Consider the following 16,935-nt stretch of genomic DNA (forward strand, 5'->3'; position numbering starts at 1 on the left):
TAGTTCACCCCCTGCACATCAACCCGCCCCGAGGAATCGCCCCATGCTCGAATCGACCTGGACTGCGCTCAAGCATCATCAGCGTGTGCGCGAGATTGTCGTGGTGCTGGCCAACTTCGGCGCCCAGGACGTGCTGTTCCGCCTGGGGCTGGGTAGGCTGCTGGGGGAGGCCGAAACGGTGGCCGGCCTGCCCGCCGACGAAGGCACCCCGCAACGCGTGCGGCGGGCGCTGGAGGCGCTGGGCCCGACCTTCGTCAAGCTCGGGCAGATCCTCTCCAGCCGCAGCGACATTTTGCCGGCGGCATGGATCGACGAGTTGCAGGCCCTGCACAGCAGCGCCGCTACCTTGCCCTGGGCGCAGCTGCAGGCCCAGGTGCTCGAAGACCTGGGCGCCGAACTGGACCAGGTATTCGCCGAGTTCGACACCACCCCGCTGGCGGCGGCGTCCATGGCCCAGGTGTATCGGGCACGCCTGCTCGGGGGCGAGGAGGTGGTGGTCAAGGTTCAGCGTCCGGGGCTGCGGCGCAAGATGACCGCCGACCTGCAGTTGCTCGAAAGCGTTGCGCAACTGGTCGAGCAAAACACCGCCCTGGCCGACTACCAGCCGCGCAAGATGGTGCGGCAACTGGCCCGGTCCATGCTCGAAGAGCTGGACTTCACCCAGGAAGGCAGCCACTGCGACGCGGTGGCGGCCAATTTCGCCAGCCAGCCGCACATCGTCATTCCGCGCATCTACTGGGCCCACAGCAGCGAGCGGCTGCTGGTGCAGCAGTACCTGCCCAGCCATACCCCGCTGGAGCGCGAGGCGCTGATCGAGCAGGGCCTGGACCCGAGCCTGCTGGCCAGCCGCGGCGCCGCCGCGTTCATCAAGATGCTGCTGGAGGACGGGCTGTTCCATGGCGACCCGCATCCGGGCAACCTCAAGGCCATGGACGACAACCGCGTGGGCTTCATCGACTTCGGCATGGTCGGGCGCCTTGGCGAGCGCCGTCGGCTGGAGGTGATGACGTTCATGCGCGCCCTGACCGAGGGCAACAGCGATGCACTGGTGACGGTACTGGTGGACTGGAACGACGACGGCGTGCGCAACATGCCCGCCATCGAGCAGGCGGCCGGCGAGTACATGGCGCGTCACGGCGGCAAGGCGCTGAAGATGGGCGCGCTGATCGAGGATTTTCTGGGGCTGATGCGCGAATACCGCCTGCTGCTGCCGCCCGACCTGCTGGTGCTGTTCAAGGCCCTGGTGACCGCCGACGGCGTACTGACCCGGCTGGACCCGCAACTGGACCTGGTGGCCACCGCCAGACCGGCGATCAGGGCTCAGCTCAAGGCGCAGCTGAGCTGGAAGATTGCCAGGCGCCTGGGGCTCGATGGCCTGGAACTGGGACGCGGCCTGCTCGGTGAATTGCCGCAGCTGACGCGGCTGCTGGTGAACCGCTTCAAGCATGGTGTGCTGGAGATGCGCGTCGATGTGCCGGGGCTGGAGCGCCTGGAGCGTTCGTTGCGCCTGGCCTCGACGCGGCTGTCGCTGGCGTTGCTGATCAGTGCGCTGGTGATTGCCTTCGGCCCGCAGATCGCCGCTGCCGGGCCGGTGTGGCTGGGCTTGCCCGCCGTCAGCTGGCTGGCGGCGATCGCCACCCTGGGCGGCTTGCTGGCGTTTTTGCGCAGCCTGTTCAAGAGCCCGTGAGCCAGTCGGCAAAGCGCCGCTGCGCCGTGCCGGCAGCGAAGGGCTCGGGGCTCAGCAGGTAGTAGGCCGAACCGTCCTCGGTGAACCCGTAGGGTGCCACCAACTGCCCGCTGTCGAGCTCGTCCTGCACCATCATGCGCGAGGCCAGCGCCACGCCCAGCCCGGCCAGGGCGGCCTGGATGCACAGGTAGAAGTGTTCGTAGCCGGCGCGGCTGCTGCCCCTGGCCGACTGGCCGCTCAGGCGCAGCCAGTGCTTCCAGGCGTCGGGACGGGTGGCGCTGTGCAGCAGGCGGGTACCGGCAAAGCCCTTGTCGGGCAGTGCCAGGTCGGCGCGACACACCGGCCCTACTGCCTCGTTGCAGAGCTTGAGGCTGTGCAGGCTGGCATCCCAGTGGAAGTCGCCGCGGCGCAGCGCCAGGTCGATGCCGCTGCGGGCAAAGTCCACCGGCCCGCCGGCGGCCACCAGGTGCAGCTGGATGTCCGGGTGCGCGGCATGGAACGCCGGCAGCCGCGGGATCAGCCACTTCATCGCGATGGTCGGCTCGCATGACAGCACCAGCACGTTGTCGCGGGCCTGCTGCAGGCGTTGCACGCTGGCGTGCAGCTGCTCGAACACCGACAGGGTGGTGTCGTGCAGGGCGCGCCCGGCCGGCGTGAGGAAAATGGCGCGGTTGCGCCGCTCGAACAACTGCACCCCCAGGGATTCTTCCAGCAGACGCACCTGACGGCTCACCGCACCGTGGGTGACGTTGAGCTGTTGGGCGGCGCGCACGAAGCTTTCGGTCTGGGCGGCGACGTCGAAATAGCGAAAGGCGGCGAGGGCGGGCAGTTTCATATGTGTGAGGAAAACTAGCGGATTTGCGCCACTATAAATCGCTTTTTTGCCGTGCTGAAGCTTTCGATAATGGCGCTGCGCAGAATCATCTGCGTCATTTCATGGAGTATCGACGGTGGGTGAATTGCTGGCGGTAGCCTTGATTACCGTGTTGGCGGTGATCAGCCCGGGGGCGGACTTTGCCATGGTGACACGCAGCAGCTATGCGTTTGGCAGGCGCAGCGGATTGCTCGCCGCCCTGGGGATTGCCTGCGGCGTGCAGGTGCATGTGGTGTACACGGTGCTGGGGGTGGCAGTGCTGATCAGCCAGTCGCCGGGGCTGTTCATGGCCATGAAGGTGGTGGGAGCAGGGTACCTGATCTACCTGGGGTATCGGTCGCTGCGCACTCGTGCGCCGGTGGCCCTGGAGGGCGCGGTGGGGGTGACGGGGCGCGGTGCATGGGGGGCGTTCGCATCGGGCTTTCTGACCAATGCGCTGAACCCCAAGACCATGCTGTTCGTGGTCAGCGCCTACAGCCAGGTGGTGCAGCCGGGGGCCTCGCTGGGGCTCAACTTTGCCTATGGGGCGTTCATGTCGCTGGCGCATTGGGTGTGGTTCAGCCTGGTGGCGCTGTTCTTTTCGCGGGAGGCGTTGCGCCAGGCGATGCTGCGCCGCCAGCGCATGGTGGACCGGGTGATCGGGGTGGCGTTGATCGGCCTGGGGGTGGCGGTGGTGTTCGTGAATGTGCGCTGAGCGCCTGGCCGCTGCGCTGGCTAGCCAGCGAAAGGCGCACCACCGATCCCGCCATTGCATCTCCCACCAGCGGCGCCATAAGATATAACCATTCTCATTTAGTGCCGCCGACATGAAAGCCACCCCACCCGCCGACAGTCTCGCTTCGTTGTACAAGGGCTACCACGGCTGGCTGCTGGTGTGGCTGCGCCAACGCCTGGACTGCCCGCACAACGCTGCCGACACGGCCCAGGACACTTTCATGCGCCTGCTCAGCGCCGGCAGCTATGTGGCCCCGCGCGAGCCGCGGGCGTTCCTGGCTACCGTGGCGCGGCGTCTGCTGATCGACCGCGGGCGCCGGCAGAAGCTCGAACAGGCCTACCGCGAAGCGCTCGCCCGGCATGTCGAGTACCTCGACCAGGCACCTTCTCCCGAGCAGATGCTGGCCGCGCTCCAGGCCCTGGAGCACATCGCCCGTGCCCTCGACCTGATGAGCGTGCGCGCCCGCGAAGTGTTCATCCTGCGTCACCTCGAAGGGCTCAGCCATGCCGAGATCGCCGCACGCCTGAACGTCTCGACCAAGACGGTGCAGAACCACCTGGTGCAGGCCCTGCTGCACTGCCACGCTGCCACAGATCCTGCCCTGTGAACCTGCCTGCGGCCACGCTGCGCAAGGCTGCCGAATGGCTGGTGCGCCTGGACGACAGCGCCAGTGCCGGCGACCAGCAGGCCTTCGAGGCATGGCTGGCCAGCGACCCGCAGCACCTGGAGGCCGTGCGCCAGTTGCAGGGCAGCCTCGCGCCACTGCGTGAGCTGCCCCGTGCGCCGGCCCGCGCGGCGCTCAAGCGCATTGCGCCGCAACCCCGTGGCAAGCGCGCGCTCAAGGCGCTGGCAATCAGCCTGGGCCTGCTGCTGCCGGCCGGCCTGGTGCTGCAGCACTATCCGCCGGCTTATCTGATGGCCGATATCCGTACCGGCAGCGGCCAGTGGACTACACAGCAATTGCCGGACGGCAGCCGCATCAGCCTGGATGGCCGGTCGGCGGTCGACCTGCAGTTCGACGCCCAATCGCGCACCCTGCGCCTGCTCAGCGGCGAGATCCTGCTGGATGTGGCCAAGGACGCCAGTCGCCCGTTCCGCGTGGTTACCGAACACGGCAGCATCCGTGCCCTGGGCACCCGCTTCATGGTCGAGCGCAGCGAGCACAGCACACGCCTGGCCATGCTCGAGTCGAGCACCGAGGTCAAGAGCGCCGGCAGCAGCCGCACGGTCAGCGCCGGCCAGCAGGTGCGCTTCGACGCCACTGGCATCCAGCCACTCCAGGCGGTCGACGCCGCCGGGCTGGAGCAGGCCTGGGCCAGCCACCAGATGATGGTCAAGGAGCAGCCGCTGGGCGAGGTGCTGGAGCGCCTGGCACGCAATCACGGCGGCTACCTGCTGTTCGATGCCAAGGCGCTGGCGCACCTGAACGTGACCGCCGTGTTGCCCGCCGACGACAGCGAGCGGGCGTTGCGCCTGCTGGCGCGCAGCTTCCCGATCCGGGTGCAGCACTACACCCCGTGGGTCACGCGAGTCACTCTTGAATAGAAATCCTTATCAAACGCTTCCAGTTCCCGTTACCTGTGCGTCCTTGTATTAGCCAATACATCGGAGAGTCGGGAACATGCCTTCACACAAGCCCCTCAAGCCCAGCCGCGCCCTGGCGCTGGCGGTTCATCTAGCCCTCGGCACGCTGCCGCTGCTGGCCCTGCAGCCGGCGCATGCGCAGCAGCAGGTGCAGCGCTATGCCATCCCGGCCGGGGCGCTGGGCGACGTGCTGAGCCGTTATGCCCGCGAGTCGGGGGTGGCCATTTCGTTCAATGCCGGCCAGGTCGCCAACCTGTCCAGCGCCGGGCTGCAGGGCAACTATGCCCTGCAGGACGGCTTCGCCGCGCTGCTGTACGGCCACGGCCTGCAGGCCCAGGCCAGCAGCGACGGCTACGTGCTGGTGGCGCTGCCGGCGGCCAACGGCGCGGTGGAGCTGGGCGCCACCAGTATCAACGGGCAGGTGCTGGGGAGCACCACCGAGGGTACCGGCTCCTACACCACCGGGCCGATGCAGACGGCCACCAAGCTGCCCCTGAGCATCCGCGAAACCCCGCAGTCGGTGAGTGTGATCACCCGCCAGCGCATGGACGACCAGGACATGCAGAGCCTGGAAGATGTGCTCAAGAACACCCCCGGCATGTCCATGACCAAGGACGGCCCGCAGCGCCCGACCTTCTATGCTCGCGGCTTCACCGTCGAGAACCTGATGAACGACGGGCTCTCCAACGACCTGTCGCATTACCTCTCGCGGGACATGAACTCCACGCCCGACATGGCGATCTACGACCACGTCGAGGTGGTGCGCGGCGCCACCGGCCTGATGCAGGGCTCGGGCACGCCATCGGCGGCGATCAACATGGTGCGCAAGCGCCCCACGGCCGACCCGCGCCTGAGCATCACCGGCAGTGCCGGCAGCTGGGACAACTACCGTACCGAGGTCGACGGCTCCGGCGCGCTCAACGACAGCGGCACCCTGCGCGGCCGGATGGTCACCGCCTACCAGACCCGCAACAGCTTCCAGGACGTGGCCGATACCGAGCGCTCGGTGTTCTATGCCATCGGCGAGGCCGACCTGAGCGACAACAGCACCTTCACCCTGGGGCTGTCGAACCAGAGCGTCAACAACACCTCCACCTGGGGCGGCCTGCCCACTGGCATCGACGGCAGCGACCTGCACCTTTCGCGCTCCACCTACCTGGGCAACGACTGGGAATACTGGGACCAGGACAACACCACCCTGTTCAGCCGCCTGGACTATCGCCTGGACAACGACTGGAAGCTGCTACTGGCGGCCAGCCGCACCTGGTCGAAGCTCAAGATGCTCGGCAGCATGACCGAGCGCATGGGCGATGAGGGCGAGGTGTTCGGCCAGTACCTGGGGCAGTACCACTACGACGACGAGCAGAGCAGCTATGACGCCTATGCCACCGGGCCGTACCAGTTGCTGGGGCGTACACACGAACTGGTAGTCGGGGCCAGCCGCCGCGAGCTGACCTTCGAGGGCAAGGGCAACTACAGCGACGACCTGATCGGCATGAACATCCATGCCTGGGACCCCGGCAGCCTGCCCAAGCGTCGCCTGGACCTGAACTACTGGCACCAGGACCGCGAAACCTCGCAGACCGGCACCTACGTCACGTCGCGCTTCAACCTGGCCGACGACCTGAAGCTGATCGTGGGCGGGCGCCTGGACTGGTACGACAGCGAATCCCAGACCCGCAACGGCACGCGCCTGGGCAAGCCTGTCAACGTGAGCGTCACGCGCAACCTGACCCGCTACGCCGGGGTGATCTACGACCTGGATGCGCAGCATTCGGTGTACGTGAGCTACACCGACATCTTCAAGCCGCAGTCCGAGCAGGACGCCAGCGGCAGCGAACTCAAGCCGATCGAGGGCAAGAACTACGAGGTGGGGATCAAGGGCGAGTACTTCGACGGCGCATTGAATGCCAGTGCCGCGGTGTTTCGCATCGACCAGGAGAATCGCGCCAAGACCCTGGAGCGCTACCAGTGCTCCGACCTGGTGCCCAGCTGCTCCGAGGCGGCGGGCAAGCTGCGCAGCGAGGGTATCGAGCTGGAAGTGAACGGCACCGTGCTGCCGGGCTGGGAACTGGGCGCGGGCTACACCTTCGCTCAGGTCAAGTACGTGAAGGACGGCGACCCGGCCAACGAGGGACGGCTGTTCGACACCGACATCCCGCGGCACGTGTTCAAGGCGTTCACCACCTACCAGCTGCCGGGCGAGTTCGAGCGCTGGAAGGTCGGCGGCGGGGTGTACCGGCAGAATGCGATCTACAACAAGGGTGACAACTGGTACGCCACCGACAGCACCTACCGCATCGAGCAGGATGCCTACACCTTGGTCGACCTGATGCTCAGCTACAAGGCCTCCGAGCACCTGGACGTGCGCCTGAACGTGAACAACGTGTTCGACACCAGGTACTACCAGAGCATTGCCACCAACACGGTGTATGGCGGCAACTTCTACGGTGACCCACGCAATGCGATGCTGACGTTGCGCTGGTCGCTCTGAAAGGATCAGGCCGGCTCCTGCGGGCGTGCAGGGGCCGGCCTTGCCGGCGAAGCGGCCGGCACTTTTCTTCAGGCATGAAAAAAGGGCCTACCTTTCGGTAAGCCCTTTTTAGTACTTGGTGGCTACACAGGGACTTGAACCCCGGACCCCAGCATTATGAATGCTATGCTCTAACCAACTGAGCTATGTAGCCAAGTGGCGCGCATTATTCGCTCGAAACGATGTTGTGTCAACACCCAATTTCAAAAAATTTAACGCCCGATCAACCGCTTAGCCAAAAACCCCTCAGAACCTGTAGGTGAAGTTGGTCATCACGTTGCGTGGTGCGCCGTAGGTGCCGTACAGGCCGGCCATGCTGTAGTACTCGCGGTCGAACAGGTTGTTCAGGTTCACCGAGGCTTCCAGGTGCTCGTTGATGTCGTAGCGCGCCATCAGGTTGGCGATGGCATAGCTACCCTGGGTGAAGGTGTGCAGGTCGTTGCCCACCTTGCTCTGCCAGTTCACGCCACCGCCCACGGTCACCTTGTCCAGCACCCCGGGCAGGCGATAGCTGGTGAAGGTCTTGAGGCTGTGACGCGGCAGCACGGTGTTGATGCGCTCGTCCTGGTTGTCGGTGGTCAGGGTATAGGCATACCCCGCCGACGCCTGCCAACCCTCGGCCAGTTCGCCGTTGATCTCCATCTCGATGCCTTTGGAGGTGGTGTCCTGCTTGGCCTCGTACACGTTGTCGTGCTGCCAGATCGCCAGGTTGTCCTGTTCGAGCTTGAACACCGCCACGCTGGAGTTCAGCTTGCCGTCGAAGTGACTGCCCTTGATGCCCATCTCGTAGCCGATGCCCTGCATCGGGTCGATGGGCTTGAATTGCGCGTCCTGCACCCACGACCCCTGCGGGTTGAAGATCTTGGTGTAGCTGGCATACAGCGACCAGGTGTCGTTCAGGTCGTACACCACCCCGGCATAGGGGATGAACACGCCGGTTTCCTTGCGGTCGGTGTTGCTGCTGGCCGCGCCATAGGGGCGGTCCTCGGTCTTGCGCTCCCAGTCGATCAGGCGGCTGCCCAGGATCAGGTTCAGGTCGTCGCTCAGGTGCAGGCGGGTGGTGAGGTAGGCGGCGTACTGGTTTTCTTCCTGTGACGACTTGCCGCTTTCGGTAAACGCCGGCTTGGGCTGCTTGCCGTCCCAGTCGAAGATGTTGTCGATCGACGCACCCGGGGTGGCGTTGTAGTCGTAGCGCCAGCCGCCCCACTCGGGCACGCTCTGGCTGAACTGCGACAGGGTCACGCCGCCAATCAGTTCGTGCTCGCGCTCGAACAGGCTGAACGGGCCGGTCACGTACAGGTCCAGGTTGTCCTGGCGCGGGGTGCCCGAGAAGCGCACCGGCAGCTGGCTCATGCCGCTGCCGTTCGGGTTCAGATCGCCCATGACGAAGCCGAACAGCTCATCGAACTTGTTTTCCGAGTGGCTGTACTCGAGCTTGCCGCTCCAGCCGTTGCCCAGTTGCTGCTCCACCGAGGCGAAGTAGCTGGTCTGTTCGTGGTCGTTGTACGACCAGGTGGGTGCGCTGTTGATCGAGCGGCTGAGGTTGCTGCGCTCACCGTTGCTGAACCGGGTGGGCAGGCCGCTGCGCAGCGGCGAGTCGACGTCGGTGCGCAGGTAGCTCAAGCCCAGGGTCAGCAGGGTGTCTTCGCTCAGGTCGAATTCGGTGATGCCGTACAGCAGCTGGGTGTCCTGCTTGTAGCGGTCGACCCAGGCCTTTTCGGTCTTGTAGTCGGCCACCAGGCGGCCGCGCACGTTGCCGCTTTCGGTCAGCGGGCCGGACACGTCGAAGCCGCTGCCGTAGCGGTCCCAGGTGCCGGCCGAGCCGGTGATGCTGGCCTGGCCCTCGTAGGTGGGGCGCTTGCGGATCAGGTTGATGGTCGCCGACGGGCTGCCCATGCCGCTGATCAGGCCGCTGGCGCCGCGCACGATCTCCACCCGGTCGTACATCGCCATGCTCTGGGTGTAGTTGTCCATGCGCGTGGTGGTAGGCACGCCGTCCACTTCGTAGTTCTGGATCACGAAGCCGCGCGAATAGTAGCTGTCGCTCTCGGCGCCCAGGCCGTCACGGGTGACGATGATGCCCGGGGTGGCTTCCAGGGTGTCGGTCAGGGTGCTCAGGCGCTGGTCGTCCAGGCGCTGGCGGGTCATCACGGTCAGCGCCTGCGGGGTTTCCCTGGGCGTGAGGTTCAGGCGCGTCGAACTGCTGGAGGAGTAGGTGGTGTACAGCCCGGTGCCTTCGGTGGTCGAGCCTGGCGCCTTGCCCGAAATGCTCACGGCATCCAGTTGCAGGCCGCTGCCCAGATCCACCGGCAGCTCGATCAGGAAGCTGTTGGGGTTGGGCTGGCTCAGCCGTGCGCTGCTGCCGGTGAGGGTGCGCAGCGCCTGTTCGGCGGTGTACTGGCCCTGCACCTCGGGGGACACGATGCCCGCTACCTGGTTGGCGTCATAGATCACCTGGTAGCCGCTTTGCGCGCTGAACAGCTCGATGGCATCGACCAGCGACTGCGTCGAGATATGGAAATCGATGCGTTGCGTCTGGGCCTGAGTGGCCTCGGCGGCCTGCACGGCGGCGCCTGGCAGCAACGCCAGCAGGCTGGCGGCCAGGATCGCGCTGGCCAAGGGTCGACGGGTGAATGCGACGTCACGTGGGTACTGCATGGTTCCTCCCCCAAGAAGGTGCAAATGGTAATGCTTCTTATGTTGGGGGTGTGACGCAGCAGAAACGGGAATTACCGCGCCGTCGGCAAAATATTTTCAGCGCACGATAAGCCAGTGCCCCAACACGGCATCGGCACGCAGTTTCTGGCTGCTGAGCAGGGCATCGAGGGCGCTGTCGGCCTGGTCCAGGTTGAAGCTGCCGCTGACCCGTCGCTGGCCGGCGGCCTCGTTGAGCAGCACCAGGCGGGTGCCCTTGTAGGTGGCCAGCTGTTCGAGCACCTGCTGCAACGGCACATCGCGCACCCGCAGCTGACCGTCGCGCCAGGCCAGCAGGCGTTCGGCATCCACCGTCTGCGGCGCATCGAGCCGTTCGCCGTGCAGGGTCAGGCGCTGGCCGGGGCTCAGGCGCTGGCGCTGGCTGGCGGTGCTGACCTCGACGCTGCCGCTGAGCAGCACCACGTCATCGTGCTCGCCACGGCTGACCGAAAAGCGCGTGCCCAGCACCTGCACCCGGGCCTGGTCGACCTCCACCACGAAGGGCCTGCCGTCGTGCACCACGTCGGCGAACAACCGGCCCTGGCGCAGGCGCACGGTGCGGGTGTCGCCGTCGAGGTCGATGTCCACCGCGCTGGCGCTGTCCAGGCGCAGGCGCGAACCGTCGGCCAGTTGCACCTCGCGGCGCTCGCCGGCGGCGGTGGCGTAGTCGCTGCCCAGGGTGTGCAGCGAGGGCACCAGCAACCCGCTCAGGCCGGCGCCCAGCAGCAGGCTGGCGGCGGCCGCATACAGCGGCCAACGGCTTTTCTTGGCGCGGTGCCGGTCGGCCTTGCGCACCCGGTGGGCGGGCAGCTCCAGGGTCTGCCAGAGCTGTTCGACGGCGGCCAGCGCGGCGGCGTTCTGTGCGTCGTGCACCCAGGCGTCGAAGGCGTCGCGTTCGGTGGGCGTGAGGTCATCGGCACGGCGCCGGGTAAACCAGTGCAAGGCCTGCTGTTCGCGTTCAGCGCTGGGGGAGTGATCGGGCGTCATTCGGCTTCGTTCGGCTGGCGCGCGTGCAGGGCGGCGGCCGCGCAGTGGCTCAGGGCTTTGTTCAGGTGGCGCTCCACGGCGCGGGGCTCCAGGCCCAGGCGTGCGGCGATGTCCTTGTAGCTCATTTGCTCGACCCGGGCCAGCAGAAACACCTCCCGGGTGGGCGAGGGCAGGCCGTCGATCAGGCGCTCCAGATGGTCGAGGGTATTGCCGGCCACGGCGCTGCGCTCGGGGCTGGTGTCGGTGAGCAACTGGTCGAGGGCCTGCTCGTCGCTGACCCCGCGCACCTGGTTGCGGCGCGCGTGGTCGATGCTCAGGTTGCTGGCGATGCGGTAGAGGAAGGCGCGCAGGTTGCCGACCTCGCTGCGCTCGCTGTGCATCAGGCGCACGAAGGCGTCCTGCAAGAGGTCGCGCGCAGTCTCCCGGCAGCGCACCCGACGGGTGAGAAAGGCCAGCAGCTCGTTGCGGTGACGCTGGTAGAGCAGCGTCAGGCTTCGGTCTTCCTGATTGTCGGGCATGGTCTTACCGGGGTGGATGTTGCCTGGGCGGGCGCCTTGCCGGCGAAAGGTCGCGCCGCAGACTAGCGTTACTGAGAATTATTAACAAGTAGCCCACTCACTCACTGAAAAGAATAGTGCGCTTGCTAACGAATTCTGGATAATTGGATCCCGACCACCCGATGGACGTTTTCCCATGGCCTTGAGCACCGCCCCGTCAAGTACGCACGCCAGCACCGGCGCGCCCAGCCAGAGCAGCCCGCTGGTGATGCGAATCATCGCTGCCTGTGCGCTGGCGCACCTGATCAACGACCTCATCCAGGCGGTGCTGCCGTCGATCTACCCGCTGCTCAAGGCCAACTACGGGCTGAGCTTCACCCAGGTGGGGCTGATTACCCTGACCTTCCAGATCACCGCCTCGCTGCTGCAACCGGCCGTCGGGTTCTATACCGACCGCAAGCCGATGCCCAACCTGCTGCCCCTGGGCACCCTGTGCACCCTGGTGGGCATCGTGATGCTGGCGTATGTCGGCAGCTTCCCGATGATTCTGCTGGCTGCGGCACTGGTGGGCATCGGCTCCTCGACCTTCCACCCGGAAACCTCGCGCATCGCGCGCCTGGCCTCGGGCGGGCGCTTCGGCCTGGCGCAGTCGACCTTCCAGGTCGGCGGCAATGCCGGCTCGGCTTTCGGGCCGCTGCTGGCCGCCGCCATCATCATCCCGTTCGGCCAGGGCAACGTGGTGTGGTTCGGCCTGTTCGCGCTGTTTGCAGTGATCGTCACCTACGGCCTGAGCCGCTGGTACCGCGGCCACCTGGCGCTGTTCAAGGCCAAGGCCGGCCAGGCCGCCACCCACGGCCTGAGCCGCAACCGGGTGATCGGCGCGCTGGTGGTGCTGGGCCTGCTGGTGTTCTCCAAGTACTTCTACATGGCCAGCCTGACCAGCTACTTCACCTTCTACCTGATCGAGAAGTTCGACCTGTCGGTGGCCAGTTCGCAGCTGTACCTGTTCCTGTTCCTGGGGGCGGTGGCTGCCGGGACCTTCTTCGGCGGGCCGATCGGCGACCGCATCGGGCGCAAGGCGGTGATCTGGTTCTCGATTCTGGGCGTGGCGCCGTTCACCCTGGCGCTGCCGTATGCCGACCTGTTCTGGACCAGCGTGCTCAGCGTGATCATCGGCTTCATCCTGGCTTCGGCGTTCTCGGCCATCGTGGTGTACGCGCAGGAGCTGGTGCCGGGCAACGTGGGCATGATCGCGGGGATCTTCTTCGGCCTGATGTTCGGCTTTGGCGGTATCGGCGCGGCGCTGCTGGGCTACCTGGCAGACATTCACGGCATCGAGTACGTGTACACGTTGTGCTCGTACCTGCCGCTGTTCGGGCTGCTGGCGATTCTGCTGCCGTCCACGCGCAAGCGCTGACAGCGCGCCGGCCAGGCGTCGATGCGATTGACGCCTGGCCGGGGTTTCACCTAGAGTGCCGGCCTTCCTTTTCCTGTAGTCGACCCATGAAACGTTTCTCCCGTCCTTGCGCAGCAAAGCCGCCGGTAGTCCAGGCCCTGCTGTGCGACTGGCCGTGCGATACGGTGCTCAAGCGTCGGCGCAGCGTCCTGTTCGCCTTCACCTTTTCTCCTCCGCGCGCCTGAACTGACCGTCGCTTTCAGAACACAGTCATGTTGATGCCTGCGCGCATGTGCGCGTCGGCGGGTTTCGGAGTTGTAGATGAACACGCGTTTGCTGGCGGGCCTTCTGTTCGCCGTTTCGATCGTAGGGTTGAGCCTGGGCGCCACCCTGCCACTGGTTTCCCTGCGCCTGCTCGATGCCGGGGCCAGCACCCTGCACATCGGCATCCTGTCGGCCGCGCCCGCTGCCGGCATGATGCTCTCGGCGTTCCTGGTGGACGCCTGCTGCCGCCACCTCACCCGGCGCACCATCTACCTGCTCAGCTTCGGCCTGTGCGCCCTGAGCGTGGGGCTGATCGAGTGGGCGTTCGACTCCACCTGGCTGCTCGGCCTGCTGCGCCTGGGCATGGGCGTGGGCATGGGGATCGCGATCATCCTGGGCGAATCCTGGGTCAACGAACTGAGCGAAGAGCACAACCGCGGCAAGGTCATGGCGCTGTACGCCACCGCCTTCACCGGTTGCCAGATGCTCGGCCCGACCATGCTTGCGCTGTTCGGCACCCATAGCCCTTGGGTGATCATCGTGGTCAGCGGCTGCTATGCCCTGGCCCTGGCGAGCATCGTGTGGACAGTGCCCAACGACTATGTGGAGCACGGTGACGACGGCGAGAAGAGCTTTACGCTGGGCGGCTTCTTTCGTGTGGCGCCGGCCCTGTGCATGGGCGTGCTGTTCTTCTCGTTCTTCGATGCGGTGATTCTCTCGCTGCTGCCGGTGTACGCCACCAACCACGCCTATGCGGTGGGCGTGGCAGCGCTGATGGTCACGGTGATCCTGACCGGCGACATGCTGTTCCAGTTGCCGCTGGGCTGGCTGGCCGACCGCTGCGAGCGCACCACGGTACACCTGGTGTGCGGCGTGGTGGCGATGCTGATCGGCCTGGCGCTGCCGTGGCTTATCCAGGTGCAGTGGCTGCTGTGGCCGGCGCTGGTGCTGTTGGGGGCGGTGGCGGGCGGGGTGTATACGCTGGCGCTGGTGCTGATCGGCCAGCAGTTCAAGGGCCAGGACCTGGTCACGGCCAATGCCAGCGTCGGCCTGTTGTGGGGTGTGGGCAGCCTGGTGGGGCCGCTGGTCAGTGGCGCGGCCATGGACGTCGCCCCCCATGGCCTGCCGATGGCACTGGCGGCGATGGCCGCGCTGTTCGTGTGCTTTGCCCGCAGCTCGCGGCGCAAGGCCTATGCGGCCCGCACCGCGCAGTAGCGGCCGGCCTCAGAAGCTTGCGCGCAGGGTCAGCGAGACGTTGCGCGGGTCGCCGTAGTAGTACCCCGTGGCCGTGGCGCCTACCTTCTTGTAGTAGTGCTTGTCGAACAGGTTGTTGGCGTTGAGCTGCAGCGAATAGTGCTGGTTGAAGCGGTAGCCCAGCAGCGCGCTGTACACCGCATAGCCGCTTTGCGAGGCCACGGCATTGCCGTTGCGCGAGTAGATGTCGCTTTGCGCACTGACCCCGCCACCCACGGTCCAGGCGTCGTATGCCCCCGGCAGGCGGTAGCTGGTGAACAGCTTCAACTGGCGCTTGGGGTCGGTGGGGCGCAGCACGTTGCCGGTGTTGCTGAGGGTGTCCTTGAGGTACTCGGTGGTGGTGTAGGTGTAGCCGCCCGACACCTGCCAGCCGGGCAGCACTTCGCCGGTCACTTCCAGTTCGAACCCTTCGCTGCGGTTCTTGCCGGCGGCCACCTTGCAGTGGCCGCTGGTGTAGTTGGGCAGGCACGGGTCGGGGCTGCCCAGGTCATCCAGGGCGTTGCCCACCTGGTAGATGCGGAACACCGCCAGCGAGGTGTTGAGCCTGCCATCGTAGAACTCGCCCTTTATGCCCAGCTCGTAGGCTTCGCCAGTGACCGGGTCGAGCACCGCGTTGGACGCATCGGTGGCGCTTTGCGGGTTGAAGATCTCGGTGTAGCTGCCGTACAGGCTCAGGTTGTTGTTCAGGTCGTAGATCAGCGCCGCATACGGCACGATCTCGCGGTCGACGCTGTACTTGCCTGAGGTCTTGAGGTTGTTTTCCTGCTCGTAGTCGTACCAGTTGATGCGCGCGCCGATCACCGCGGTCAACGGGTCGGCCAGCGAGATGCGCCAGGTGGCGTGCGCCGCCTGCTGGGTGGTGCGGGTCATCACCGGCTTTGCGCTGATGTTGATCGACGGCTCGGGCAGGCTGGTCTTGGGGTCCCATTCGCGAATGTCGAACACCCCGGAGGCCGTGAAGTTGGTGGCCGAGGCAGTGGAGTCGTTGCGGATGCGCTCCACGCCCACCATCAGTTCGTGCTCGCGGCCCAGCAGCTGGAAGGGGCCGTTGAGGGTGGCGCTGAGGTTGGTCTGCTCGCTTTCGCCGCCGTCGCCCTCGGTCACCTGGTAGTTCATCAGGTAGGGGTTGGTGGTGCTGGCGCGGGTGAAGTAGGTCTGCTTGAAGCCGTGGTCGTCGAGGCGAAACTGCGTGCGGGTGCCCGATACCTTGAGCGTCCAGTCGTTGTCGAACACATGTTCGAGTTCGGCGAAGGTCTGCAGGTTGCTGCGGTTCCAGCGGTTCCAGTCGGCGCCCAGGTAGGTGCTGCGCGAGAGCTTCAGCGGCGAGCCATCGAAGTTGGCCGGCAGGCCGCCCCACGAGCCGGTGGCCTCCAGCTCGGTGTATTCGATGCCACCGGTGAGTGTGGTGCGTTCGCCCAGGTCGGCGGCCAGCACGCCGTAGAACACGTTCTTGCGCTCCATGCGGCTGTCCTGGAACGAGTCCTTGTCATCGTGCACGGCGATCATGCGGCCTCGGATCGCGCCGTTGTCGGTCAACGCGCCCGACAGGTCGGCCACGTAGCGCTGCGCATCCCAGGAGCCGGCGGTGACGCTGGCCGAGGCCTGGAAGTCCCGGGTAGGGCGCTTGCGCACCAGGTTGACGGTGCCCGAGGGGTTGCCCGCGCCGCGCAGCATGCCGGTGGCGCCGCGCAGGATCTCGGCGCGGTCGATGATCGCCGAGTCACTCTGGATGAACGAGCCGCCGCCACTGCCTTGCACCACGGTGGCGCCGTCATACTGGATGGCGTCGATCTGGTAGCCGCGCGAGTAGTAGGTGACGCGCTCGCTGTCGACGTAGTCGACCACCACACCCGGGGTCTGCTCCATCAGGGTGGTGAGGTTGGTGATGTTCTGGTCGTCCAGGCGCTGGCGGGTCAGCACCGACACCGATTGCGGCGTGTGGCGCAGGGTCTGGGGCATCTTGCCGATGGTCACCGCACCGGTGGTGTACGAGCCGCTGTGCTCGGTGGTTTCGCCCAGGCGGTCGCTGGAGATGCTGGTGGCACCCAGCTCCAGGGCGTCGCCGATGTCCACCGCCGGCAGCAGCAGGAAGCTGTTGGCCGACTTCTGCTGCACCTGCACGCCGCTGCCCTGCAACAGCAGCGCCAGGGCCTGGGCGTTGTCGTGGCTGCCGGACACGCCGGCGGTGGTCTTGCCCTGCAGGCTGGCGGCGTCATACGACAGGTTCAGCCCACCCTGGCGGGCCATCTGCTCAAGCGCTGCGTCCAGGGGCCCTGCGGGAATGTTCCAGCGTTGCACCTGCTGGGTGGCCGCAGGTGCGGCAGCGCCCAGCAACGGCGCAGCGGCGGCGCTCAGGGCCAGGCCGAGCAAGGCGCCACGCACGGCGCGCTGAAGGGGATCGGGGCGGGCAACACTGGGGTGGATCATTCGGGGCTCCTGAGAAGAGACAG

General features: G+C 66.4%; 13 protein-coding genes and 1 tRNA gene. 8 read left to right on the top strand and 6 right to left on the bottom strand.

The features are described from left to right. Positions 1-43 precede the first annotated feature (43 nt). Positions 44-1,687, top strand: coding sequence for an AarF/UbiB family protein (locus NJH59_RS10935; protein WP_253086774.1), 1,644 nt, complete (start codon positions 44-46; stop codon positions 1,685-1,687). Here NJH59_RS10935 and NJH59_RS10940 read toward each other — a convergent pair. Continuing rightward, a complete protein-coding gene (locus tag NJH59_RS10940; protein ID WP_253086775.1) occupies positions 1,674-2,522 on the bottom strand; it encodes a LysR substrate-binding domain-containing protein in 849 nt (282 codons plus the stop codon). The two genes, NJH59_RS10935 and NJH59_RS10940, sit on opposite strands and share 14 nt — an antisense overlap. A 115-nt stretch (positions 2,523-2,637) precedes the next feature. Here NJH59_RS10940 and NJH59_RS10945 point away from each other — a divergent pair, with 115 nt between their 5' ends. The 4 genes from NJH59_RS10945 to NJH59_RS10960 all read left to right on the top strand — a co-directional run bounded on the left by NJH59_RS10945 (position 2,638) and on the right by NJH59_RS10960 (position 7,354). Then, positions 2,638-3,255 (top strand): LysE family translocator, encoded by a 618-nt coding sequence (locus tag NJH59_RS10945; RefSeq protein WP_058540620.1) that lies wholly within the window; start codon positions 2,638-2,640, stop codon positions 3,253-3,255. A 112-nt stretch (positions 3,256-3,367) separates the two neighbouring features. Further along, the gene (locus NJH59_RS10950) at positions 3,368-3,883 is read left to right on the top strand and encodes a sigma-70 family RNA polymerase sigma factor (RefSeq protein WP_043864306.1); all 516 of its coding nucleotides are present in this window, start codon (positions 3,368-3,370) and stop codon (positions 3,881-3,883) included. Continuing rightward, a complete protein-coding gene (locus NJH59_RS10955; protein ID WP_052504321.1) occupies positions 3,880-4,821 on the top strand; it encodes a FecR family protein in 942 nt (313 codons plus the stop codon). The genes NJH59_RS10950 and NJH59_RS10955 overlap by 4 nt, the downstream gene beginning before the upstream one ends. A 76-nt stretch (positions 4,822-4,897) precedes the next feature. Continuing rightward, complete coding sequence (locus NJH59_RS10960) at positions 4,898-7,354, top strand: TonB-dependent receptor (RefSeq protein ID WP_043864307.1); 2,457 nt, start codon at positions 4,898-4,900, stop codon at positions 7,352-7,354. Positions 7,355-7,470: 116 nt separating this feature from the next. Here the strand turns inward: NJH59_RS10960 and NJH59_RS10965 are convergent. From NJH59_RS10965 to NJH59_RS10980, 4 genes are all read right to left on the bottom strand, one after another. Continuing rightward, positions 7,471-7,547, bottom strand: a tRNA-Met gene (locus NJH59_RS10965). A gap of 92 nt (positions 7,548-7,639) precedes the next feature. Next, positions 7,640-10,051 carry a TonB-dependent receptor gene (locus NJH59_RS10970; RefSeq protein WP_043864308.1) on the bottom strand — a complete coding sequence of 804 codons (2,412 nt, stop codon included), beginning with the start codon at positions 10,049-10,051 and terminating at the stop codon, positions 7,640-7,642. 96 nt (positions 10,052-10,147) lie between these two features. Further along, positions 10,148-11,074, bottom strand: a complete 927-nt coding sequence (locus NJH59_RS10975; protein WP_253086776.1) for a FecR domain-containing protein — start codon at positions 11,072-11,074, stop codon at positions 10,148-10,150. Next, positions 11,071-11,592 carry a sigma-70 family RNA polymerase sigma factor gene (locus NJH59_RS10980; protein WP_054916253.1) on the bottom strand — a complete coding sequence of 174 codons (522 nt, stop codon included), beginning with the start codon at positions 11,590-11,592 and terminating at the stop codon, positions 11,071-11,073. The genes NJH59_RS10975 and NJH59_RS10980 overlap by 4 nt, the downstream gene beginning before the upstream one ends. 175 nt (positions 11,593-11,767) lie before the next feature. On the opposite strand from NJH59_RS10980, the gene NJH59_RS10985 reads away from it, so the two are divergent. The 3 genes from NJH59_RS10985 (at position 11,768) to NJH59_RS10995 (ending at position 14,446) form a co-directional block, all read left to right on the top strand. Further along, complete coding sequence (locus NJH59_RS10985; RefSeq protein WP_043864311.1) at positions 11,768-12,988, top strand: MFS transporter; 1,221 nt, start codon at positions 11,768-11,770, stop codon at positions 12,986-12,988. 86 nt (positions 12,989-13,074) lie between these two features. Next, positions 13,075-13,212, top strand: coding sequence for a hypothetical protein (locus tag NJH59_RS10990; RefSeq protein ID WP_168186857.1), 138 nt, complete (start codon positions 13,075-13,077; stop codon positions 13,210-13,212). A 76-nt stretch (positions 13,213-13,288) separates the two neighbouring features. Then, complete coding sequence (locus NJH59_RS10995) at positions 13,289-14,446, top strand: MFS transporter (RefSeq protein ID WP_043864312.1); 1,158 nt, start codon at positions 13,289-13,291, stop codon at positions 14,444-14,446. 9 nt (positions 14,447-14,455) lie between these two features. Here the strand turns inward: NJH59_RS10995 and NJH59_RS11000 are convergent, their stop codons facing one another. Then, entirely contained in the window at positions 14,456-16,912 is a 2,457-nt protein-coding gene (locus tag NJH59_RS11000) for a TonB-dependent receptor (protein WP_116052783.1), read from the bottom strand. Positions 16,913-16,935 lie beyond the last annotated feature (23 nt).

It is taken from the genome of Pseudomonas sp. VE 267-6A (assembly GCF_024126555.1).
GTDB classification, from domain to species: Bacteria; Pseudomonadota; Gammaproteobacteria; order Pseudomonadales; family Pseudomonadaceae; genus Aquipseudomonas; species Aquipseudomonas palmensis.